Here is a 23,051-nt window from a genome sequence, read left to right as displayed (position 1 = left end):
GCGGGGGAAGCCCATTGGACGATACGGCTCGCGAAGCTGACGGCAACGTGCCCAGCGGCGCTGATCGGGTGCGACTGCGCTCCCGGCCGCAGATCGGTCAGCGCGTACCCGGATGGGCGCTGCGAGTCGCTGTCGTCGGCGTCGGGGTCGCCCTGAGCGTGAGCCAGCTGCCGCTCGGACTGTGGTTCGGCTTCGGTTTGACGCTGGCCGTGCTCGCGGGCTTCTTCCCGCGCCTTCCCGCCGCGTGGGGGCTCATCATCCTGCTCAGCGCTGGAGTCCTGTGGCGGCAGCCGTCACCGCTCGACCTGCATTTCTATCTGCTCCTGGCCGGGGTGCACCTCCTGCACCTCCTGGCGTCCTTCGCGCTGGTGATGCCCGTTCGTGCGCGCCTGCAGCTCCGAGGTTTCGCCGCGTCGCTGAGGCGCTACCTCCTGATCCAGGTGCCGGTTCAACTGGGCGCCGGTCTCGCCTTGTTCGTTTTTTCCCCTCGGATCGGCCACGTCGCGGATGCGATTCCCGCCGCCGCGGCGGTGGCGGCCGTGTCGTTGGTCGTGCTCGCAGTCGTGCTCACCGGCCCGCTTCTGCGTGCAAGATTGCGCGGCTGAGACTGCACGGCTGAGACTGCACGGCTGAGACTGTGCGGGTAAGACTGCGCCGGGTGAGACTGCACCGGTTGAGACTGTGGCGGTTGAGACTGCACCGATGGGCGGAGCTGGGCGCCCCTGTTCGCTGTGCGCAGCAGTGCTCGGGTGAAGAATGTCAGTGGCGGAACATAGACTCGTGTGGTGTCAGTAACTCAGGTGCAATCCCAGGCAAAATTGAGTGTGCGCGGTGCCCGCGTGCACAATCTGCGCAATATCGATCTGGAGATTCCGCGAGACGCGTTGGTCGTTTTCACCGGGTTGTCCGGGTCGGGCAAATCGTCACTCGCGTTCGACACGATCTTCGCGGAAGGGCAACGCCGCTACGTCGAGTCACTGTCCGCATATGCGCGCCAGTTCCTGGGACAGGTTGATCGGCCCGATGTCGATTTCATCGAAGGACTGAGCCCCGCCGTCTCGATCGACCAGAAGTCGACAAACCGCAATCCGCGCTCAACTGTCGGCACGATCACCGAGATTTACGACTACATGCGCCTGCTCTGGGCCCGTATCGGCATACCGCACTGCCCTGTTTGCGGCGAGAAGATCCAGCGCCAGACCGTGCAGCAAATCGCCGACCAGTTGATGGAACTGGAAGCAGGAACGCGCTACCTGATCCTCAGCCCGATGGTGAAGCAGAAGAAGGGCGAGTTCGTCGATCTCTTCGCCGAACTCGGCGCAAGCGGCTACGCCCGTGCCCTGGTCGACGGAGAGCAGATCCAGCTCAGCGACCCGCCGACTCTGAAGAAACAATACAAACATGACATCTCGGTCGTCGTCGACCGCCTCGTCGCCGGCCCCGACATCCTCGGCCGCCTCACCGACTCGCTCGAGACCGCGCTCGGCCTGACCGACGGTCTGATCGAGGTCAGCTTCGTCGACAGGCAGGGGGCGGATGCGTCGCGCAATTTCAGCGAGAAGCTCTCCTGCCCGAACAACCATCCGATCCAGCTGACCGAGATCGAACCCCGCACGTTCTCGTTCAACGCCCCGTTCGGAGCCTGCCCGGAGTGCTCCGGTCTCGGAACCAGGATGTCAGTGGACGAGGACCTGCTCCTCGGCGATACGTCGTTGAGCATTGCTGAGGGTGTCATCCTGCCCTGGACCACACAGGGCAAGGGGCTGTTCCAGTATTACGAGAAGCTGCTCGATGGGCTTGCACGCGATCTGCACTTCGATCTGGAGACCCCGTGGAAAAAACTGCCGCAGGCCATCCAGAACGCTGTGCTGCGGGGCGACAACTTCGAAGTCAAGGTCAAGTGGCGCAACCGGTACGGCAGGGAAATGAGCTACACGTCCGGGTTCGAAGGCGTGGTGCCGTACATCGAACGACAGTATTTACAGGCTGAAACAGACACGCAACGCCAGCGTTGGGCCGAATACCTGCGAGAGGTGCCGTGCCAGGTGTGCGGCGGCAAACGGTTGAAGCCCGAAGTGCTCGCCGTGCTCGTGCACGGCAAAAGCATCGCGGATGTCGCGTTCCTCAGCCTTGCCGACGCCCGCGTGTTCATGAACAAACTCGTCCTCACCGAGCGCGAGCAAAAGATCGCAGCTCAGGTGCTTCGTGAGATCAAGGTACGGTTGGACTTCCTGATCCAGGTCGGCCTGAATTATCTGAGCATGGCGCGCGCAGCGGCCACATTGTCGGGTGGCGAAGCGCAACGCATCCGGTTGGCCACCCAGATCGGCTCCGGTTTGACCGGCGTTCTGTATGTGCTCGACGAGCCGTCGATCGGCCTTCATCAGCGCGACAATCGCCGATTGATCGAGACGTTGATCGCCTTGCGCGATCTCGGCAACACTCTGATCGTCGTCGAACACGACGAAGACACCATCCGCACGGCTGATTGGATTGTCGACATCGGCCCCGGTGCAGGAGTCAACGGTGGTCGGGTCGTGCACTCCGGGTCGTTCGAGGATCTGGTGGCCAACACCGCATCGCTCACAGGAGACTATCTAGCGGGCCGGAGGTCGATTGAGACGCCCAGCACCCGCAGGCCGATCGATCCGGAGCGAAAGATTACGGTCGTCGGTGCACAAGCCAACAACTTGAAGAAGGTCACAGTCGACTTCCCGCTCGGCACCTTCATCGCCGTCACCGGGGTCAGCGGCTCCGGCAAGTCGTCCCTCGTCAACGATGTGCTCTACCGGGTGCTGGCCAACAAGCTGAACGGTGCACGCAAGTTGCCGGGCAAGCACACCAGGGTCACCGGGCTCGAAAACCTCGACAAAGTCGTGCACGTCGATCAGGCGCCGATCGGGCGTACGCCGCGCTCCAACCCCGCCACGTACACCGGCGTTTTCGACCGAATTCGTACGCTCTTCTCCGAGACACTCGAGGCCAAGTCGCGCGGATATCTGCCCGGGCGATTCAGTTTCAATGTCAAGGGTGGTCGTTGCGAGGCGTGCTCCGGTGATGGAACGATCAAGATCGAGATGAATTTCCTGCCTGATGTGTACGTCGCCTGCGAGGTGTGTGGAGGGGCGCGTTACAACCGGGACACGCTCTCCGTGCGCTACAAAGGAAAGAACATCGCGGAGGTGCTCGACATGCCGATCGCAGAGGCAGCCGAATTCTTCGAACCGATCTCGGCCATCCACCGCTATCTGAAAACGTTGGTCGAAGTCGGTCTCGGGTATGTTCGCCTCGGCCAAAGCGCGACCACGCTCTCCGGCGGCGAGGCGCAGCGGGTCAAGCTCGCGACTGAGCTTCAGCGTCGCTCGAACGGTCGCAGCGTGTACGTCTTGGACGAACCAACGACCGGGTTGCACTTCGAAGATGTGCGCAAGCTGCTGATGGTTTTGAACGGTTTGCTCGACAAGGGCAACACCGTCATCGTCATCGAGCACAACCTCGATGTGATCAAGTCCGCCGACTGGGTGATCGACCTCGGCCCAGAAGGCGGAGCCGGCGGTGGCCGGGTGATCGCCACAGGAACACCTGAACAGGTTGCCCACGCGAAGGGCAGTTTCACCGGAGTGTTCCTCAAAGAAATCCTCGAGGGGGATTCGGAACACCTCGAACGCAAGAGCGCATGAGCCGATGAGCGACGCCGTCGGTTATCGACCCAAGGCCGGTGAGATCCCCACCGGCCCCGGTGTGTACCGTTTCCGGGACGAGAACAGGCGCGTCCTCTATGTTGGCAAGGCGAAGAACCTACGTGCACGCCTGAGCAACTATTTCGCCCCGTTGGCCAGCCTGCACGAACGAACTCGGCGCATGGTGACCACGGCAACGAGCGTCGAATGGACCGTCGTCGCCAACGAGTTCGAAGCGCTCCAACTCGAATTCACCTGGATCAAAGAGTTCAATCCACCCTTCAACGTCCAATTTCGCGACGACAAGACGTACCCGTACCTCGCCGTCACCATGGGGGAGGAGGTGCCGCGGGTCATGGTGACCCGCAACAAGCATCAGAAAGGCACCCGCTACTTCGGCCCGTACACGAAGGTCTGGGCGATTCGGGAAACCGTCGATCTCATGCTCAAGGTGTTTCCGATGCGCAGCTGCTCAGACAGCGTGTATCGCCGTGCCGAATTGACGGGTCGGCCGTGTCTGCTCGGCGACATCGGCAAATGCGTCGCCCCGTGTGTCGGCCGGGTCACGAAGGAGGAACACCGTGCGGTCGCCGACGACTTCGTCTCATTCATCGCCGGCAACGACACTCACTATGTCCACGAACTCGAAGACCGGATGCGCGCCGCTGCAGAAGCGCAGGAATACGAGGCAGCCGCTCGCTTTCGCGACAATCTTGGGGCCTTGCGCGCCGTCATGGAAAAGACCGCCATCGTTCTCTCAGACCATGTCGACGCGGATGTCTTCGGAATCGCGGACGACGAACTCGCGGCCGCTGTTCAGCAGTTCATTGTGCGAGGCGGTCGCATCCGCGGCGTGCGTAGTTGGGTGGTCGACAAAGAACTGGACGTGACGCGGGCCGACCTCGTCGAGACGGTGCTGCAGAACGCCTATGAAGACGACTCTGTGCCGCCGCGCGAGGTGCTCGTGCCGGAGTTGCCGGACGACGCCGAGGAATTGGAGCTCTGGCTGGCCGCACGTCGGCACGAGGCCATCGACCAGCAGACCGGACGCGTGCTATCAGGCGGTCGGGTGCGGATCAAGGTCGCGCAGCGGGGCGAGAAGGCGGCTCTGGCTCTGACTGCAGAACTCAACGCCAAGAACGCGTTGATGCTGTACAAGACGCGGCGCAGTGCAGACTTCGTCACGCGCTCGCAGGCACTTGCCGACATCCGAGACGGGCTCGGCATGGAGCAGGCGCCATTGCGAATGGAATGCTACGACGTCTCACACCTGAGCGGCACCAATATCGTCGCATCGATGGTCGTATTCGAAGACGGCCTGCCGCGCAAAGATCAGTACCGCCGGTTCAGCATTCCATCCTCCACAGACGACACGGAATCGATCTATCAGGTCATCTCGCGTCGGCTGGCCTATCTGAAGGAGCCGGGCCCTTCGGCAAGCTCAGGGACCGAAGAGGCACACTCGGGGACCGAAGAGGCACACTCGGGGACCGACGAGGCACACTCAGGGACCGAAGAAGTGCGTCCTGTCGGTAAGTTCGCCTATCCGCCGCAGCTGTTGATCGTCGACGGCGGGCAGCCGCAGGTCGCGGCGGCGGCGCGTGCGCTCAGGGAGTCCGGCGTCACCGGCATACAACTGGCCGGCATCGCCAAGCGACTCGAAGAGCTGTGGCTGCCGGACTCCGACTACCCGGTGATTCTGCCGCGCAACAGCGATGCACTCTTCATGATTCAACGCATCCGCGATGAGGCACACCGATTCGCGATCACCTATCAACGTGCGCGGCGTAAGCGCGACATCGCATCCGTCCTCGGCGAGATCCCGGGCCTCGGCCCCACCCGCGTTCGAGAACTCCTGCGTCATTTCGGGTCGGTCGCACAGCTGAAGAAGGCGGACATCGCCGGGATCACCCAGGTCCCCGGCATCGGCAGCGCGCTGGCCACGACAATCCATGACGCTCTACACGGCGGTTGACGCGGCCCTCGGGACGGCCCAGCGAGGGCGGCGCTTTCGAGGCGGCGGCGCTTCGATAGGCTAGGAGCAGGTCACTCAACCCGACGGGGGGCTCGATTCAATGACCGCGGAACCGGAGCAACTGCAAGAAGTACTGATCGTCACGGGCATGTCAGGGGCCGGGCGGTCCACTGTCGCGAACGCGCTCGAGGACCTCGACTGGTACGTCGTCGACAACCTTCCGCCGCAAATGTTGCGGCCGCTGGTCGAACTGGCAAGCCGTGCCGGCTCAACCCTGCCGAGGATCGCAGCGGTCGTCGATGTTCGCGGGCGCAATTTCTTCTCGGACTTGCAGGACATCATCCACTCCCTGCGGGTGGGCACCCAAGTGCGGGTGGTGTTTCTCGAGGCAACGGACGCTGTTCTCGTTCGCCGTTTCGAGTCAGTCCGGCGCCCCCACCCGCTCCAGGGCGACGGAACGCTCCTTGATGGGATCAGCCTCGAGCGCACACGACTGCGGGAAATCCGCGAGTCGAGCGACATCATCATCGACACCTCCGACCTGAATATCCACCAATTGGCCACGACCATCACCGAAACATTTGCGGCCGAGAACACCGCTGGCGTGCAGGTGACGGTGATGAGCTTCGGCTTCAAGTACGGCCTACCGTCGGATGCTGACAACGTCGCGGATGCCCGCTTCCTGCCGAACCCATTCTGGATTCCGACGTTGCGGTCGCTGACCGGGCTCGACGAAGATGTGCGCACCTTCGTTTTCGAGCAGGCAGGCACAGAGGAATTCCTTGTCAACTACGAGCGGGCACTAGAACCCGTGCTGGCCGGCTATCAGCGCGAGAACAAACGACACGCCGTGATCGCGATAGGCTGCACGGGGGGAAAACACCGCTCCGTCGCGCTCGTCGAAGAGCTGGCGTCCCGACTGGAGCATCTCCCCGGCGTCGCCGTCAACACGAAACATCGCGACCTCGGCCGAGAGTGACGGGCAACCGACCAGCACAGCGTCCGCACGAGTACAGCGTCCGCACCCAGCGTCCGCACCCAGCATCAGCACAGTCCAGCGCATCATGAGGCGGGCACCGAACCGCAGAATGGAAGTTCTCATTGGCACTCACTGCAGACGTCAAGGATGAATTGCTCGGTGTTGCGGTCAGCAAAACCACCGTCCGGGCGGCAGAACTGGCCACGATCCTGAGGCTTGCCGGCGGGCTTCATCTGATCTCCGGCCGCATCGCAGTCGAGAGCGAATTGGACACCCCCGAGCTCGCGCGCCACGTGCGCAAAGCACTGGCCGAGTTGTACGGAGTGCGCAGCGAGGTTTCCGTGATCTCGGCGTCGGGCATCAGGCGGAGCAACCAATACCTGGTTCGCGTGCTCGACGGCGGCGAAACCCTTGCCCGGCAGACCGGCCTGCTCGATGCCCGCCGCCGAGCGATCCGTGGCCTCCCGAATCGCCTGACCACCGGGTCGAAGGAGGAGCTTGCAGCTCTGTGGCGCGGAGCGTTCCTCGCTCATGGATCGTTGACGGACCCGGGCCGATCTGCGGCATTGGAAATCACCTGCCCAGGCAACGAGACCGCAATGGCGTTGGTCGGCGCTGCCGGGCGGCTGGGCGTTTCAGCGAAAGCGCGCGAGGTGCGCGGTGTGCACCGAGTCGTCATCCGCGATGGTGAAGCGATCGGCACCATGCTCGCGCGCATGGGCGCGCACGACACGGTGAAGGCGTGGGAAGAGTTGCGCCAGCGCCGCGAAGTGCGAGCCACCGCGAACCGCCTGGTGAACTTCGACGACGCGAATCTGCGACGTTCCGCGCAGGCGGCCGTCGCAGCGTGCGCTCGAGTTGAACGCGCGATGGAGATCCTCGGCGACAACATGCCGCAGCATCTGCGCTACGCAGGGGAGTTGCGGCTGCGCTTTCGCGACTCGAGCCTTGACGAGCTCGGTCACCATGCCGACCCGCCCATGACGAAGGATGCCGTAGCCGGCCGCATCCGCCGGTTGCTGGCGATGGCCGACAAGCGCGCCGCAGACCTCGGCATCGACGGAACAGAAGCCAATCTGCCCGCCGACCTCGACGTTTAGCCCGCCAAACGCGCCGAGCCTGGGTCGGTACACTGGAAACGTCACTCTAACCGCGCCTGGAATCGCTCTCGGTGCGGGTGAAATAACGAGGAGATTACTCAATGGCTGACTACACACTCGCCCCCCTTCCCTACGATTATTCGGCTCTGGAGCCAAACATCAGTGGGCGCATCATGGAGCTTCACCACGACAAGCACCATCAGGGTTATGTCACCGGCGCCAACACGGCGCTGGCCAAGCTTGCGGAAGCCCGAGACGCTGACGACTTCGGAAACATCAACAAGCTCCAGAAAGACTTGGCCTTCAACCTGGCAGGTCATGTGAACCACACGGTGTTCTGGAACAACCTCTCGCCGGACGGCGGCGATAAGCCCACCGGCGAACTCGCGGCCGCAGTCGACGAATTCTTCGGATCCTTCGACAAGTTCCGTGCCCAGTTCACTGCGTCGGCACTCGGCATTCAGGGTTCCGGGTGGTCGATCTTGGCGTGGGACGCCCTGGGCGGCAAGCTCATCATCGAGCAGCTCTATGATCACCAGGGCAACTTGGCAACATCGACCGTGCCGCTGCTGACCCTCGACATGTGGGAGCACGCATTCTATCTCGACTACGTCAACGTCAAGGCCGACTATGTGAAGGCATTCTGGAACATCGCGAACTGGGCCGATGTCGACAAGCGGTTCCAGGCCGCACGTGAAAAGACATCCGGGCTGCTGCTACTGTCATAGCTGGAATGGTGTCCCGGGCGGGTGCACCGCCCGGGACGCCGTCGTCCGTCCTTCCCCCTCAAACAAAAATGCGCCTCGCGGCGCTGTGAACAACAGGAGTGATCTGTGTCCGTCAAGATCGGCATCAACGGCTTCGGTCGTATTGGTCGTAACTACTTTCGCGCAGCCTTGGCAAAGGGCAGCAACCTCGAGATCGTTGCGGTCAACGACCTCACAGACAACAAGTCGCTCGCACACCTGTTGAAGTACGATTCGATCACTGGCCGTCTTGATGCAACCGTCGAGCTCGAGGGCGACAACATCGTCGTCAATGGCAAGCCGATCAAGGTTCTCGAAGAGCGCGACCCCGCGAATCTGCCATGGGGCGAACTTGGCGTCGACATCGTGATTGAATCGACGGGCCGCTTCACGAAGTCAGAAGATGCGCGCAAGCACATCACAGCCGGCGCGAAGAAGGTCATCATCTCGGCCCCTGCTTCCGGTGCGGATGTCGCGACACTGGTTCTGGGCGTCAACGAGGGCACATACGACCCCGCAACTCATGACATCATCTCGAATGCGTCGTGCACCACGAACTGCCTGGCCCCTTTGGCCAAGGTACTTCTCGACAACTTCGGCATCGAGCGTGGCCTCATGACCACAGTGCACGCATACACCGCCGACCAGAACCTTCAGGACGGCCCCCACAGCGATCTGCGTCGCGCCCGGGCCGCTGCCATCAATATCATCCCGACCTCGACCGGTGCCGCGAAAGCGCTCGGCCTTGTCATCCCAGAACTCGTCGGCAAACTCGACGGCTATGCGCTGCGCGTGCCGGTGCCGACCGGTTCGATCACAGACCTCACCGTCGAGTTGACCAAGCCGGTGACTGTCGCCGAGGTCAACGCGGCATACAAAACGGCAGCAGAGGGCAGCCTCAAGGGCATCCTCAGTTACACCGAAGACCCGATCGTCTCCAGTGACATCGTGTCCGACCCGCATTCGTCGATCTTTGACGCCGGCCTCACCAAAGTCATCGGATCGCAGGTGAAAGTCGCTTCGTGGTACGACAACGAGTGGGGCTACTCGAACCGGCTCGTCGACATCACCGAGTACGTGGCAGACCGCCTTTAGACACCGATCCGCTCGACCGGATCCGCTCAACAGAAGGAACGCAGTGACGCTTCGCACTCTCGATTCACTGGGTTCGCTCGCCGGCAAACGCGTCATCGTCCGCTGTGACCTGAACGTCCCCCTCAAGGACGGCGTGATCACGGACGATGGCCGCGTGCGGGCGTCGCTGCCAACACTCAACGCGCTCATCAACCAGGGCGCGCGAGTGGTGATCATCTCGCACCTGGGACGACCGGACGGCGTGCCAGACGCCCAGTACAGCCTCGCGCCGGTGGCGCAGCGACTGTGCGAGCTGCTGGGCAAACCGGTCACTTTCGCGCACGACACCGTCGGCAGCGCAGCACAGGATGCCGTTGCCGGGCTCGCAGACGGCGACGTCGCGCTCCTGGAGAACCTCCGCTTCAACCGCGGCGAGACGGCGAAAGATGCGGAAAAACGCGCGTCATTCGCCGCCAAGCTCGCAGCGTTCGGCGACGCGTTCGTCTCTGATGGGTTCGGTGTCGTGCATCGCAAGCAGGCCAGCGTCTACGAGCTGGCGCAGGCGTTACCGAGCGCCGCCGGACAACTCATCGCGACGGAACTGGATGTGCTCAATCGCCTGACAGCTTCGCCGGAGCAGCCCTACACGGTCGTTCTCGGCGGCTCCAAAGTCTCAGACAAGCTCGGCGTCATCGGCCACCTGCTGCCGCGCGTGAACACGCTATTGATCGGCGGTGGCATGATGTTCACCTTCTTGGCAGCGCAAGGCCACGCGGTGGGCGCCAGCCTGCTCGAGGCAGACCAACTCGAGACCGTGCGCGACTATCTGACACAGGCCGCCGCTCTTGGCGTCGAGATCGTTCTGCCGACCGACGTCATCGTGGCGTCACGGTTCGGTGCGGATGCGGAACATGTGGTGCGCTCTGCAGAAGCAATCGAAGACACCGCGTGGGGGGCATCCGGGCTCGGACTCGATATCGGGCCGGAAACCGCGGCCACGTTCGCAACGGCGATTCGCGCGTCACGCACCGTCTTCTGGAACGGCCCGATGGGTGTCTTCGAACTGGCGCCGTTCGCAGAGGGCACGCGCGCCGTCGCAGACGCACTCACAGAGGTCGACGGCCTCAGCGTTGTCGGTGGCGGCGATTCCGCAGCGGCCGTGCGTGCACTCGGCTTCGCCGACCATCAGTTCGGCCATATTTCGACGGGCGGCGGTGCAAGTCTCGAGTTCCTCGAGGGCAAGAAGCTCCCAGGACTGGAGGTACTCGGATGGCAACAGCAGTGAGCGGATCAGGGCCGAAATCGGTGGGGCGCACGCCGCTCATCGCAGGCAACTGGAAGATGAATCTCGATCACCTGCAGTCGATCGCATTCGTGCAGAAACTGGCGTGGAGTCTGAAAGACGCCGCACACGACTACGACGAGGTTGAAGTCGCGGTCTTCCCGCCGTTCACCGATCTGCGCAGCGTGCAAACGCTGGTCGCCGCGGACAAACTCCCACTCGCCTTCGGCGCCCAGGACGTTTCAGAGCACGATGCAGGCGCCTTCACCGGTGAGATCTCGGCCGTGTTCCTGGCCCATCTCGACTGCCGATATGTGATCATCGGCCATTCGGAGCGGCGAACGCTGCACCACGAGTCCGACGAGGCCGTCGCGACAAAAGTTGGCGCTGCACTGAAGAACGGGATCGTGCCGGTTATTTGCGTTGGTGAGACGGCAGAGGATCTGCAAACGCACGGCCCGAGTGCGGTGCCGGTCGCACAGCTCACAGCCGCGTTGGCACAGGTGACCGATGCTTCGGATATCGTCGTGGCATACGAGCCCGTTTGGGCGATCGGCTCCGGCCAGGCGGCGACCCCCGATCAAGCCGAGAACGTTGCGGCGGCACTGCGTGCGGTGCTTGGCCAAGAGGTCGGAGCCGGCATTGCGGCGCGCACACGCATCCTTTACGGCGGATCGGTCAAGTCTGGCAACATCGCCGGCTTCATGCGCGAGCCGAACATCGACGGCGCACTGGTCGGCGGTGCGAGCCTCGACGTCGCAGAGTTCGGCGCGATTGCACGTTTCAAGAAACACGTCGGGCTGTAGCCGGCCAAAGCGTCGCGCGAGTGCGTGGCGGTTATACTTGTCTGTGGCCTCGATAAGCGTTTGCTCGGCCATTGTCTTTCCGAAAGGTTATCCGTGCCGATTCTCCAGGTCGTGTTGCAGGTTCTGCTGGGTATCACCAGCCTCCTGCTCACCCTCCTCATTCTTCTGCACAAGGGCCGCGGCGGCGGTCTCTCCGACATGTTCGGCGGTGGCACCACATCGAACTTGAGCGCGTCCGGAGTCGCAGAGCGCAACCTCAACCGCATCACCGTCATTCTGGGTTTGATTTGGATCGCGTGCATCATCGTGCTCGGCCTGATCACCAAGTTTGCGGCGTAGACAAGGAGATTCCATGGCATCCGGAGGCAGTGCAATTCGAGGTTCCCGCGTCGGTGCGGGTCCGATGGGGGAGCAGGACCGGGGGTATCACGCCGAGCGAATCACCATCTCGTATTGGGATGCCCTCGGTAACGAGACTGTGCGTCACTTCGCGGCGAACCTGCCCGAAGAAGAGATTCCCGAGACGATCGACTCCCCGCAGTCCGGCCTCCCGGCCGGGCGCGACAAGGAGAACCCGCCGTCTGTCGCGAAGCTCGAGCCATACAAGACACACCTGGCATACGTGAAGGAACGTCGCACAGAAGACGAGGCCGCACAACTGCTCGAAGACGCGTTGCGTCAGTTGCGCGAACGGCGCGGCAAGCTCTCTGCGACGAACTGATCTCGATACGGCTGCTCCTTCGTCGCGGCCTACTCGATCACCGTGGCAGGGTTGCTCCTTCGTCGCGGCCTACTCGATCACCGTGGCAGGGTTGCTCCTTCGTCGCGGCCTACTCGATCACCGTGGCAGGGTTGCTCCTTCGTCGCGGCCCACTCGATCACCGTGGCGAGTCGAGCGTCGAACTCGTCAGTAAATCGAGGCGATGAGGCTTTCCGGAACTTCGGCGGCAGCATCTTTGTCGACGAAGAACACGGTGCGCTTGCGCCCTTTCGCGCCAGCGACGGGAACCTCTGTATAACTGGCGCCCGCTAACGCGAGCCCGAGGGCAGACGCCTTGTCCGCGCCCGCAAGCACGAGCCAGATCCTGTCCGACGAGTTCAACACAGGGCGGGTCAGGCTCAACCGTGCCGGCGGCGGCTTCGGAGAGTTTGTCACAGCAATCACAACGGCATCCGTCTCGCGAATCCCCGGGCGGTCGGGGAACAGCGAAGCAATATGTCCATCGGGCCCGACCCCGAGGAATGTGATGTCAAAGCGCGGCCATGCAGCGCCGTCCTCACCGTTTTCGGCAAGCCGGGCAGCGTAATCGGCGGCAGCGTCCTCGATGCTGAACCCCTCGTCTGATGCGGGGAACGGATGTACGTTTCCCGCCGGAACGATGATGTGGTCCAAGAGCGCCTCGCGAGCCTGTTTCTCGTTGCGATCATCCGAGTGCTTCTCGACGAAGCGCTCGTCACCCCACCAGAAGTGCACACGAGACCAGTCGATCGTGTCACGCGCCGGCGAGCTATTCACGGCGGCAAGCACGGCAATCCCCATCGTGCCGCCGGTGAGGACAACGGTGGCACGCCCACGATCGTCGAGGATATCAACGGTTTTCGTGATGAAACGCGCGGCGACAGAAGCCGCCAGCGCTTGCTTGTCTGGGTGAACAAGCACCCGCCGTTCGTTCGTCATCGATTACCCCGCCGCTCCCTGTTCAGCCGCCTCAAGCCGAGCCAGCCCGTGTGTGATCACCTCGCCGTAGAGGTCATCTGGGTCCAGCCTACGCAGTTCCTCCGCGAGACAGTCACGTAGCCCGCGGCGGGGGAGTGAAAGGTCGTGCACGGGTTGCCCAGGCTGGCTGAGCGTTGCGATGCTTGGCATGTCCCGTTCGAGCTCGATCGTGCCGGACTCACGGGTCAGACGTACGCCGTGGATGCCGATGGAGCCGCTGGCGCGCGAAGTCAGGTCATGTTGCACCGGCGCATCCAACTGCAGCGCCAGCCAGGCACCCAGCAGCAGCGTTGACGGTGAATCCGGGGCGCCGGCGACCTCGATCGCCGTCACCGCTTCGTAGGGTGGCTGGTCGAGCACGGCAGCAAGTTGCGCCCGCCAGAGGGTGAGGCGCGTCCACGCGAAATCCGTGTCACCGGGAACATAGGTTTGCGACAGGTGCACGAGCGCTTCGTGCGGGTCGGATTGGGTTGACGCATCCGTTATCCGACGGGTCGCAATCCGGCCGAGAGGCGACGCTGAGACAACAGCGGGCGCAACGCCCGGCCACCACGCAACAACGGGAGCGTCCGGCAGCAACAGACCGGTGACAAGACCTTCCTCGTCACGGGCGGTCTCGCCATAAGCGCGAAGAACGATGACTTCGCTCGCTCCTGCGTCGCCGCCGACCCGAATTTGCGCGTCCAGGCGCCCTTCCTGCTCACCTGGCCCGCTGTCTTCGTCGGCCGTGGAGATCACGATCACGCGCATCGGATGTTCGCGCGAGGCGTCGTTGGCAGCTTCGATCGCATCCTCTTCCGCACCGAGGGTCGTGGCGATCACCAGCGTGAGCACGCGACCGAGGGTGACGACGCCACCCTCCTCGCGAATCTTGACGAGAGCTTTCGACACCTTGCTCGTGGTCGTGTCGGGCAGTTCGACAATCATGGTCGCCTCCAGGTGCGGCCGTCACGGGCCAGAAGATCATCTGCGGATGCCGGACCCCAGGTTCCGGGCCGGTACTGCTCTGGAGCGCCCTCGGCCGCCCAGAATTCCTCAATCGGATCGAGGATCTTCCAGGACAGTTCAACCTCTTCGTGCCGTGGGAACAGCGGCGGATCACCGAGCAGCACGTCGAGGATAAGCCGCTCATAGGCTTCGGGGCTGGCTTCTGTGAAGGCATGCCCGTAGCCGAAGTCCATGCTGACGTCGCGCACCTGCATGCCGGCTCCGGGAACCTTGGACCCGAAGCGGATCGTGACACCTTCGTCCGGCTGCACACGAATCACCAGGGCGTTCTGGCCCAGCGCCGACGTCTGACTCTCGGCAAACAATTGCTGAGGGGCCCGTTTGAACACGACCGCGATCTCGGTCACGCGGCGGCCGAGCCGCTTACCTGCCCGCAAATAAAACGGCACCCCCGCCCAGCGCCGCGTGCCGATGCCGAGTTTGATGGCCGCATACGTCTCGGTGATCGAGGAAGGGTCCATGCCATCCTCGTCAAGGAATCCGACGACCTTCTCGCCACCCTGCCAGCCGCTGGAATACTGGCCGCGGGCGGTGGCCGTGGCGAGGTCCTTCGGCACTCGCACCGCCTTCAGCACCTTCTCCTTTTCCGCACGCAGGTCGGCAGCATCAAACGAGACGGGTTCTTCCATGGCTGTCAGTGCCAGCAGTTGCAGAAGATGGTTCTGGATGACGTCACGGGCCGCTCCGATCCCGTCGTAGTAGCCCGCACGACCGCCGACCCCGATGTCCTCAGCCATGGTGATTTGCACATGATCGACGTAGTTGGCGTTCCAAATCGGCTCATACAACTCGTTGGCGAAACGCAGCGCGAGAATGTTCTGTACAGTCTCTTTACCAAGATAATGGTCGATGCGGAACACCGAATCCGGAGGGAACACGGTTTCGACGACGGCGTTCAGTTCACGCGCGGTCTTGAGATCACTGCCGAACGGTTTCTCGATAACGACACGGCGCCAACCCTTGGACTGCTCGGCAAGCCCGGACCGTCGCAACTGTTCGGTGACCAACGGGAACGCTTTCGGCGGGATCGAGAGATAGAAGGCATGGTTGCCCATGGTTCCACGATCACGATCGAGTTCATCCACCGTCGTTTTCAGCCGGTGGAATGCGGCGTCGTCGTCGAACTCGCCAGAGACGAACCGGATGCCCTGGGCCAGTTGTTCCCAGACCTCATCTTCAAACGGCGTGCGCGCGTACTGCTTGACCGAGTCGTAGACAACTCTCTCGAAGTCCTGATCGGCCCAGTCGCGTCGCGCAAAGCCGACGAGAGCGAAACCGGGCGGCAGCAGACCGCGATTGGCCAGGTCATAGACAGCCGGCATCAGTTTCTTGCGCGACAGGTCACCGGTCACTCCGAAGATGATCAGGCTGCTTGGGCCCGCAATACGATTCAGCCGACGATCGGACGCCAACCGCAGCGGGTTGAAATCCGGAGTGATGTCCACCGGGGTCATGGGTCTCCTCAAGACGGAAGCCGTCTAGTCGTTGATGGCGCCGAACAGGGCGACGATATCGTTCCCCGGATCGGTCAGGGTCAGGGTGAGAACCGGTCTGCCGTGCTCCGCGAGTACACGCGCATCGCCGTCGGCCTGCGCTTGGATCAGCTGGCCGAAGGTGAACGGGCGGTCAGGAACCTGAAGGTCTGTCTGTTCGTTGGTTGTGATCTGCAGGAAGACGCCGATCGCCGGTCCGCCCTTGTGGAATTGGCCGGTCGAGTGAAGGAAGCGAGGCCCCCAGCCGAATGTGACCGGTCGCGCTGCCCTTGCCGCGACGAGATCACGAATACCGGCCAGTTGTGGCAGGGCCAGGCGATTCACGTACGCCTGAACACTGACGTAGCCGTCTGATGGCAACTGTGCAAGAAGTGCCGCGATGGCCTCGTCCAGGGTCTCGACATCGTCGAGCAGGCCGGCCGTGCCGCGCACTTCGATGCCATCCGCAATGAACGCGGGAGAGGTGGGCTCCGGGCGAGCGTCAAGCAAGCCCCGGGCCGCGATCTTCGCAGACTCCACATCAGGCTGATCGAACGGATTGATGCCGAGAAGCCGCCCCGCGGCGGCGGTCGCGAACTCCCAGACCAGCAGCTGGGCGCCCAAAGACCCGGAAACCAGGATCTCTCCCTCGTGCCGGTTGACCGCACGCAGGTGGTGTGCCTCAGCGTCGTCGACGAGTCGAACGATCTGCAGATCCGGCAGGCTTTCGCTCAACTCCGGGGCCAGCGTGTCGAGCACGACCGGAAGGATGCCACTGCCCTTCTTGCCCGTCGATTCTGCGATCAACTGCTCGGCCAAGTCGGCGAACCCGACAATATGGGTGCCGTCCGACACGATGCCGAGCTTGTTCTTGAGCGGCGTGGTTCCGGCCATCGCCGCGGCGAGGATCAGCCCAGGGTTGGTCGGGTCGTCGATCGCGAGCTCGAGCGAGATCGTCTCAGCCTCGACCAGTAGCTCATTGAGGTCGACGCCGGCCAGACCAGACGGGACAAGTCCGAAGGCGGTCAAAGCGGAATAACGGCCTCCGACATTGGGGTCGGCGTTGAACACCGTGTAGCCGGCTTCGCGGGCCGACGTGTCCAGCGGCGACTCCGGGTCCGTCACGACGATGATGCGCTCACGCGGGTCGATGCCCGCTTCGCGGAAGGCCTTCTCATACATACGACGATGACTATCGGTCTCAATGGTCGAGCCGGATTTCGAGGCGACGATCAGCGCGCTCGTGGTGAGCCGATCGTTCAACGCGTCGCTGATCTGAGCGGGGTCCGTCGTGTCGAGGATGGTCAGTTCGCAGCTGTTCGTCTGCGTGATCACCTCTGGGGCGAGCGACGAACCGCCCATGCCGCTCAGCACGAAGTGGTTGACCCCTGCGGCGAGCAGCTTTTCGCGCAGCGCGGTGATGGACGGAATCAGCGGCCGCGAGATCTCGACCGCCTCTGTCCAGCCGAGGCGGATGCTTGCCTCGTGTTCGGCCTTCTTGCCCCAGAGGGCAGGATCCTGTGCGGTGATCCCGGATGCCACGAGATCGGCCACAAGAGCGGGCACCTGGGCCGTGACGGCCTCGGCGGCGGCGCCGCTCACGTGGATTTTGAAACTCACCGTGTTGCCCCGGGCTGTGCTGCTCCTGACTGTGCTGCCCCTGGCTGTGCTGCCCTCAGAGCATTGCGCACGTCGTCGAGCAAGGCGTTCCAGGAGATGATGAACTTCGAGATGCCCTCGTCTTCCAGCTGCTGCGTGACCTCGTCATAGGAGATCCCCACTGCGGCGAGCGCGTCGAGAACGGCGTTCGCCTCATCGTACGCACCCGTGACGCTGTCGGTCGGGATGACGCCATGGTCGAACGTGGCCTCCAGCGTCTTCTCCGGCATCGTGTTGATCACGTTTCGTGCGACGAGGTTGGTCACATAGAGCGTGTCAGGAAGGCTCGGGTCTTTCACGCCGGTCGATGCCCACAACGGTCGTTGCAGATTGGCTCCTGCTGCGATCAGTGTCTTGGCGCGTTCCGATGAAAATGCCTGCTCGAACACCTGATAGGCCAACTGCGCGTTTGCGATGCCTGCCTTGTTCTTGAGCGCGAGCGCTTCTGGCGTGCCGATCGCGTCCAGACGCTTGTCGACCTCGACATCGACCCTTGAGACGAAGAACGACGCAACCGAGTAGATTTTCGAGATATCGATTCCCGCGGCTTTGGCGCGTTCCAAGCCGCTCAAATAGGCGTTGATGACCTCGCGATGGCGTTTCAGGCTGAAGATCAGGGTGATGTTGACATTGATCCCAGCGGCCGTCGCGTCCGCGATCGCCTCGAGGCCCTCTTCCGTTGCCGGAATCTTGATCATCGCATTCGGCTTGTTCACCTTCGCCCACAGCCGCTTTGCTTCAGCCGTCGAGCCTGCGCCGTCACGGGCCAATCCGGGTTCGACCTCGATCGACACCCGCCCGTCGACGTGCCCGGACGCCTCGTAGGTCGGCGTGAAGATGTCGGCTGCGTTCGCGACATCCGTTGTGGTGATCTCGAAGACTGCCTCATCGACCTCCACGCCTGCCTCGGCGAGCTGGCCGATCTGCTCGTCGTACGCGTCGCCGCTGCTGAGTGCCGACGCAAAGATCGTCGGGTTGGTTGTCACTCCAACCACGTTGCGTTCGTCGATCAACTTCTGCAGTCCGCCGGAAACGATCCGCTCCCGCGAGAGGTCGTCGAGCCAGATGCTGACGCCTGCTTCTGCGAGCTGTTCTGTGGTTGTTGCCATGATGGGTGCCTTTCTCCTTGCGTCTTGCGCGCCTAGAGCGCGGCGATCGATTCCTTGGCGGCCGCCACGACGGCATCCGTCGTGATTCCGAACTTCTGAAACAGCGTCTTGTAGTCCGCCGACGCGCCGAAGTGCTCGATCGAGACGCTGCGGCCGGCGTCGCCGACATAGCCACGCCAGGTGAGCGCGATGCCTGCCTCAACGGAAACGCGCGCCTTGACGCTCGCAGGAAGCACCGACTCACGGTATTCCGCGCTCTGTTCTTCGAACCACTCGAGACTCGGAGCAGACACCACCCGGGCGCCCACACCCTCGGCCTTCAGCGCATCGCGGGCATTGACGGCGAGCTGAAGCTCGGACCCTGTGGCGATCAGGATGACGTCGGGCGCGCCGTTCGGCGCTTCGGCAAGGATGTAGGCGCCCTTCGATACATTCTTTGCGGATGCGAGCGTCTCGCCGGATGCTTCGCCCTCGCCACGCTCGAACACCGGAATGTTCTGTCGGGTCAACGCGATGCCCGCCGGACCACCACGGCGCTTCAGCAACTCGAGCCAGGCGTACGCGACCTCGTTTGCGTCGCCCGGACGCACGACGCTCAGTTGCGGTATCGCTCGCAGGGCGGCCAATTGCTCGATCGGCTGATGCGTGGGGCCGTCTTCGCCGAGTGCGACAGAATCGTGGGTCCACACGAAGATCGACGGAATATTCATCAGAGCGGCCAGACGCACGGCCGGGCGCATGTAGTCGCTGAAGATCAGGAACGTGCCACCGTATGGACGGGTCGGTCCATGCAAGACGATGCCGTTGAGGATCGCGGCCATCGCATGCTCTCGGATGCCGAAGTGCAGCACGCGGCCATACGGATCCCCAGTCCATTCGTGCGTCGAGCGCTCGGCCGGAATGAAGGAGGCAGCGCCCTCGATCGTCGTGTTGTTCGATCCGGCGAGGTCCGCCGAGCCGCCCCACAACTCGGGAAGCACGGGTGCCAGTGCGTTCAAAACCTTTCCGCTTGCCGCGCGCGTTGAAACGTCCTTGCCCGCTTCGAAGACGGGAAGTACCTCCTCGACGCCGTTCGGGAGCTCGCCGGCGAGCAGCCGATCCAGCAATGTCTTGCGCTCGGGATTCGCCGCGGCCCACGCATCGAACTTCACGGTCCATTCCGCATGCTCGTCCGCGCCGCGATCGACGGCTTTGCGTGTGTGCTCGATGATCTCAGGTGCGACGACGAAATGCTCTGCCGGGTCGAAACCCAGTACCTCCTTGACGGCGGCGAGCTCGCTGCCACCAAGAGCGGACCCATGGATCGCGCCCGAGTTCTGCTTCGTCGGGCTCGGCCAGCCGATGATCGTCTTCAGAATGATCATGGATGGGCGGTCAGTGACGGCTTTCGCTGCCTCGATCGCGTCGAAAAGCTCCTGCACGTCTTCGACGTAACGGCCGGTCTTCTTCCAGTCGACTGTCTGCACATGCCAGTGGTATGCCTCGTACCGTGCCTTCACATCCTCCGTGAATGCGACGTCGGTGTCGTCCTCGATCGAAATCTGGTTGCTGTCATAGATGACGACCAGGTTGCCCAGCTCCTGGTGTCCGGCGAGCGAGGACGCTTCGCTCGTGATACCTTCCTGAAGATCACCGTCACTGGCGATCACGTAGACGAAGTGGTCGAACGGGCTTGTTCCCGGCTCTGCGTCCGGGTCCAACAAGCCACGCTCGTATCGACTGGCATAGGCGAAGCCCACGGCCGAACTCAAGCCCTGGCCGAGGGGGCCGGTCGTGATCTCGATACCGTCGGTGTGACGATATTCCGGGTGGCCAGGGGTGAGCGAACCCCAGGTGCGCAGTGCCTCGAGGTCCTTCAGCTCCAACCCATAGCCGCCGAAGTACAACTGCACGTACTGCGTGAGCGAACTGTGCCCGCAGGAGAGAATGAAACGGTCACGGCCCAGCCAGTGCTGATCATGCGGATCCTTGCGCATCACCTTTTGGAACAACAGGTAAGCGGCAGGGGCCAGACTCATGGCAGTGCCAGGGTGCCCGTTTCCTACCTTTTCAACTGCGTCTGCCGCCAAGATGCGGGCGGTGTCGACTGCTTGATCGTCTACGGAATCCCATTGCAGAGCTGCCACTGGAAAATGACCCTTCTCATTTCAAGGGGGCCCGCCAGGAAGACGGCCGCCCGGTTAGAGGTAGTGCACGCCGAAGACATCATCGGCACCGGTTCGTCTTGCCTCCGGCTGACCGCGAGCGGCGGAGTCGAAGCGGGGCGCACCGGGAGGCGAGCACTTCCAAGTATAGAGAAGAGCCAACCACGTCGACTCCTGCGTCGTCACGTTGGCACGCGGGCGGCCTTCGCCGCATTTGGCCCGATGATCTAGACTGAGCACCAGGATTTGACTGCGTAAGAGGAGTAATGGACGTTGCTGTACAGAACCGGGCGACGCCCGGTCGCATCGGTTTCAAGCGAACGTTCAAGGCGTACCTGTCGCTGACCAAACCGCGGGTGATGGAGCTCCTGCTCGTCACAACCGTGCCGGTCATGATCCTGGCGGAACGGGGTTTGCCAAACCCCTGGCTGGTTGTCGCCACCGTGATCGGCGGAGCACTCAGTGCAGGCAGCGCGGCAGCATTCAATTGCTATATCGACCGCGACATCGACAAGATCATGCGCCGAACCAAAGACCGTCCGCTCGTGACCGGCGAGCTCACACCGCGGGCCGCGCTGATCTTCTCCTGGGCGCTAGCTGTTGCGTCGACGGTGTGGCTGTACTTCATGACCAACTGGCTGACCGCGCTGCTGTCCGTGATCGCGATCTTCTTCTATGTGGTGATCTACACGCTGATCCTCAAGCGTCGCACAGAGCAGAACATCATCTGGGGCGGAATCGCGGGATGCTTCCCCGTACTGATCGGGTGGTCAGCGGTCACCGGATCGCTCGACTGGGCGCCCTGGATTCTGTTCGGCGTCATCTTCCTGTGGACGCCGCCGCACTACTGGCCGTTGTCGATGAAGTATCGCGACGACTACCAGTCGGCCGGCGTTCCGATGCTCGCCGTCATGCGCGGCCGGGCCTTCGTCGGGCTGCAGACGATCCTCTACGCGTGGGCGACCATTGCCTGTTCCCTCCTGCTGATCCCTGTTGCGCACATGGGGCTCATCTACACGGTCACTGCACTCGCCTCGGGTGGCTGGTTCATCTTCGAGACGCATCGCCTGTATCATCTTGCGATCCGTCACGAAAACGTGTCGCCGATGCGCGTGTTCCACGGTTCGATCACATATCTGTCGCTGCTGTTCCTGGCGATCGCAATCGACCCGCTTCTGCCGTTATTGCCGTTCTAACACCGGCTGCTTCAGATTCAGCATCACCGCCACCGTCACCGAGACGAGCACGCTGGCAAGCACCAGGTGAATGCCCACGAGATAACCCGGGAGCCCGATGTTCGACTGCAGTAGCCCCACTGCGATCTGAACGATCTCCACGACGACGAGTGCGAACAACCAGCGGCGCACCGGACCAACCGCGATGCCGATGCCCGCTCCGACCAGCAACAGGGTCAAGCCGGCCAACGCGTATGCCGGCAGTGAGTGCAGGCGCTCCATCAGATCGGTATCCAGGCCATTCCGCGGCGTGCCTGAGTTGCCGGGGTGCGGTCCGGAACCCGTGGTCAAGACACCGACAGTCACCGTGATGGCGACCAAAACGCTCAACGCCCAGGCGACATATGAGAACCAAACCGGCACGACCAGGGTGCGCGGTCCCGGCACTGCGTAAATACGCGCTAGCAGACCGGCGGCCAGCGCAACCAATACCATCGAGATCAGGAAGTGGAATCCGACGATGTACGGATTCAAATGCATCAACACGGTGATGCCGCCGACGACGGCTTGCACCGGGATGCTCATGCCGATCCAGAAACTCAGCCAGAACAGTTCAGGCCGCGATTTGCGCAACCGCAGGACGAACACGAACATGACGATCACCACGATCGTCAGAACGACGGTCAGCATCCGGTTGGTGAATTCGATGACACCGTGGATGCCCATCTCCGGCGTTGTTATCAGCGACCCGGGTGTGCATTTCGGCCAGGTGGTGCAGCCGAGCCCCGACCCTGTCAAGCGCACCGCTCCACCGGTGCCGACCAGGATGATCTGCCAAATCAGCGACAGCCAGCCCAGCACACGAATGCGCCGATCCACATGGTCCGGCAGCCATTCCCAGAAGCGAAGGAGCACGCCCCGCGCGCCACGCGCGGTGCGGTCATTGCTGCGAACTTCGGCCTGATTCACTGGGATATATCCATTCGTTATGAGGGCGATCAGCAGGTCGGCGCGCCGACACCCCTACTAATCTCAGCATCAACCTGTAGAATCGGGGCGTTCAAGAAGCGCGCACACCTGCGCGTGCCGTCTTTCTGGACCTGAGAAATTCAGGTCCACGTGGCG

General features: G+C 62.9%; 19 protein-coding genes. 12 read left to right on the top strand and 7 right to left on the bottom strand.

Going from position 1 to position 23,051, the window contains the following annotated elements:
* Positions 1-14 precede the first annotated feature (14 nt).
* The 11 genes from QU604_RS10695 to QU604_RS10645 all read left to right on the top strand — a co-directional run bounded on the left by QU604_RS10695 (position 15) and on the right by QU604_RS10645 (position 12,363).
* Positions 15-605: a hypothetical protein gene (locus QU604_RS10695; RefSeq protein WP_308468788.1), complete on the top strand. Its 591-nt coding sequence runs from the start codon at positions 15-17 to the stop codon at positions 603-605.
* Positions 606-785: 180 nt separating this feature from the next.
* Positions 786-3,680 (top strand): excinuclease ABC subunit UvrA, encoded by a 2,895-nt coding sequence (uvrA, locus tag QU604_RS10690; protein ID WP_308468787.1) that lies wholly within the window; start codon positions 786-788, stop codon positions 3,678-3,680.
* A 4-nt stretch (positions 3,681-3,684) separates the two neighbouring features.
* Positions 3,685-5,655, top strand: a complete 1,971-nt coding sequence (gene uvrC / locus QU604_RS10685) for an excinuclease ABC subunit UvrC (RefSeq protein ID WP_308468786.1) — start codon at positions 3,685-3,687, stop codon at positions 5,653-5,655.
* A 100-nt stretch (positions 5,656-5,755) separates the two neighbouring features.
* Positions 5,756-6,634, top strand: a complete 879-nt coding sequence (gene rapZ, locus QU604_RS10680; RefSeq protein ID WP_308468785.1) for an RNase adapter RapZ — start codon at positions 5,756-5,758, stop codon at positions 6,632-6,634.
* A 122-nt stretch (positions 6,635-6,756) separates the two neighbouring features.
* On the top strand, positions 6,757-7,734 hold the full coding sequence (whiA, locus tag QU604_RS10675; protein WP_308468784.1) for a DNA-binding protein WhiA: 978 nt from the start codon (positions 6,757-6,759) through the stop codon (positions 7,732-7,734).
* Between the two features lie 101 nt (positions 7,735-7,835).
* Positions 7,836-8,462 carry a superoxide dismutase gene (locus QU604_RS10670; RefSeq protein WP_308468783.1) on the top strand — a complete coding sequence of 209 codons (627 nt, stop codon included), beginning with the start codon at positions 7,836-7,838 and terminating at the stop codon, positions 8,460-8,462.
* A 105-nt stretch (positions 8,463-8,567) separates the two neighbouring features.
* Positions 8,568-9,575, top strand: coding sequence for a type I glyceraldehyde-3-phosphate dehydrogenase (gene gap, locus QU604_RS10665; protein ID WP_308468782.1), 1,008 nt, complete (start codon positions 8,568-8,570; stop codon positions 9,573-9,575).
* 43 nt (positions 9,576-9,618) lie between these two features.
* On the top strand, positions 9,619-10,839 hold the full coding sequence (locus QU604_RS10660; RefSeq protein WP_308468781.1) for a phosphoglycerate kinase: 1,221 nt from the start codon (positions 9,619-9,621) through the stop codon (positions 10,837-10,839).
* On the top strand, positions 10,824-11,642 hold the full coding sequence (tpiA, locus tag QU604_RS10655) for a triose-phosphate isomerase (protein ID WP_308468779.1): 819 nt from the start codon (positions 10,824-10,826) through the stop codon (positions 11,640-11,642). The genes QU604_RS10660 and tpiA overlap by 16 nt, the downstream gene beginning before the upstream one ends.
* Before the next feature lie 93 nt (positions 11,643-11,735).
* Entirely contained in the window at positions 11,736-11,981 is a 246-nt protein-coding gene (secG, locus tag QU604_RS10650) for a preprotein translocase subunit SecG (protein WP_308468778.1), read from the top strand.
* Between the two features lie 13 nt (positions 11,982-11,994).
* Entirely contained in the window at positions 11,995-12,363 is a 369-nt protein-coding gene (locus tag QU604_RS10645; protein WP_308468777.1) for an RNA polymerase-binding protein RbpA, read from the top strand.
* 186 nt (positions 12,364-12,549) lie between these two features.
* On the opposite strand, the gene pgl is transcribed toward QU604_RS10645, so the two are convergent.
* Genes pgl through tkt form a run of 6 tightly spaced genes read right to left on the bottom strand, consistent with a single transcriptional unit; the run spans position 12,550 to position 20,733 of the window.
* Entirely contained in the window at positions 12,550-13,320 is a 771-nt protein-coding gene (pgl, locus tag QU604_RS10640) for a 6-phosphogluconolactonase (protein ID WP_308468776.1), read from the bottom strand.
* Positions 13,321-13,323: 3 nt separating this feature from the next.
* A complete protein-coding gene (locus QU604_RS10635) occupies positions 13,324-14,286 on the bottom strand; it encodes a glucose-6-phosphate dehydrogenase assembly protein OpcA (RefSeq protein ID WP_308468775.1) in 963 nt (320 codons plus the stop codon).
* Complete coding sequence (gene zwf, locus QU604_RS10630) at positions 14,283-15,821, bottom strand: glucose-6-phosphate dehydrogenase (protein ID WP_308468774.1); 1,539 nt, start codon at positions 15,819-15,821, stop codon at positions 14,283-14,285. Before zwf ends, QU604_RS10635 begins: the two co-directional genes overlap by 4 nt.
* Positions 15,822-15,845: 24 nt before the next feature.
* On the bottom strand, positions 15,846-17,459 hold the full coding sequence (locus QU604_RS10625; protein ID WP_308468773.1) for a phosphoglucose isomerase-related protein: 1,614 nt from the start codon (positions 17,457-17,459) through the stop codon (positions 15,846-15,848).
* Positions 17,456-18,607, bottom strand: coding sequence for a transaldolase (tal, locus tag QU604_RS10620; RefSeq protein WP_308468772.1), 1,152 nt, complete (start codon positions 18,605-18,607; stop codon positions 17,456-17,458). The genes QU604_RS10625 and tal overlap by 4 nt, the downstream gene beginning before the upstream one ends.
* Before the next feature lie 32 nt (positions 18,608-18,639).
* Positions 18,640-20,733, bottom strand: coding sequence for a transketolase (gene tkt, locus QU604_RS10615; protein WP_308468771.1), 2,094 nt, complete (start codon positions 20,731-20,733; stop codon positions 18,640-18,642).
* A 284-nt stretch (positions 20,734-21,017) separates the two neighbouring features.
* Here tkt and QU604_RS10610 point away from each other — a divergent pair, with 284 nt between their 5' ends.
* On the top strand, positions 21,018-21,947 hold the full coding sequence (locus QU604_RS10610; RefSeq protein ID WP_308468770.1) for a heme o synthase: 930 nt from the start codon (positions 21,018-21,020) through the stop codon (positions 21,945-21,947).
* Here the strand turns inward: QU604_RS10610 and QU604_RS10605 are convergent.
* A complete protein-coding gene (locus tag QU604_RS10605; RefSeq protein ID WP_308468769.1) occupies positions 21,933-22,895 on the bottom strand; it encodes a COX15/CtaA family protein in 963 nt (320 codons plus the stop codon). The genes QU604_RS10610 and QU604_RS10605 overlap by 15 nt on opposite strands.
* Positions 22,896-23,051 lie beyond the last annotated feature (156 nt).

The organism is Rathayibacter sp. SW19 (assembly GCF_030866825.1).
In the GTDB taxonomy this organism is placed as follows: domain Bacteria; phylum Actinomycetota; class Actinomycetes; order Actinomycetales; family Microbacteriaceae; genus Rathayibacter_A; species Rathayibacter_A soli.
Note: the sequence above shows the minus strand (reverse complement) of the source record. Positions and strands in the feature narration are given on the sequence as shown.

Excerpts from the sequence above, each read along its gene's own strand:
- QU604_RS10610 (WP_308468770.1), top strand. The coding sequence starts at position 21,018 with ATGGACGTTGCTGTACAGAACCGGGCGACGCCCGGTCGCATCGGTTTC.
- tal (WP_308468772.1), bottom strand. The coding sequence starts at position 18,607 with ATGGCAACAACCACAGAACAGCTCGCAGAAGCAGGCGTCAGCATCTGG.
- QU604_RS10670 (WP_308468783.1), top strand. The coding sequence starts at position 7,836 with ATGGCTGACTACACACTCGCCCCCCTTCCCTACGATTATTCGGCTCTG.
- QU604_RS10645 (WP_308468777.1), top strand. The coding sequence starts at position 11,995 with ATGGCATCCGGAGGCAGTGCAATTCGAGGTTCCCGCGTCGGTGCGGGT.
- tpiA (WP_308468779.1), top strand. The coding sequence starts at position 10,824 with ATGGCAACAGCAGTGAGCGGATCAGGGCCGAAATCGGTGGGGCGCACG.
- zwf (WP_308468774.1), bottom strand. The coding sequence starts at position 15,821 with ATGACCCCGGTGGACATCACTCCGGATTTCAACCCGCTGCGGTTGGCG.
- rapZ (WP_308468785.1), top strand. The coding sequence starts at position 5,756 with ATGACCGCGGAACCGGAGCAACTGCAAGAAGTACTGATCGTCACGGGC.
- uvrC (WP_308468786.1), top strand. The coding sequence starts at position 3,685 with ATGAGCGACGCCGTCGGTTATCGACCCAAGGCCGGTGAGATCCCCACC.
- QU604_RS10635 (WP_308468775.1), bottom strand. The coding sequence starts at position 14,286 with ATGATTGTCGAACTGCCCGACACGACCACGAGCAAGGTGTCGAAAGCT.
- pgl (WP_308468776.1), bottom strand. The coding sequence starts at position 13,320 with ATGACGAACGAACGGCGGGTGCTTGTTCACCCAGACAAGCAAGCGCTG.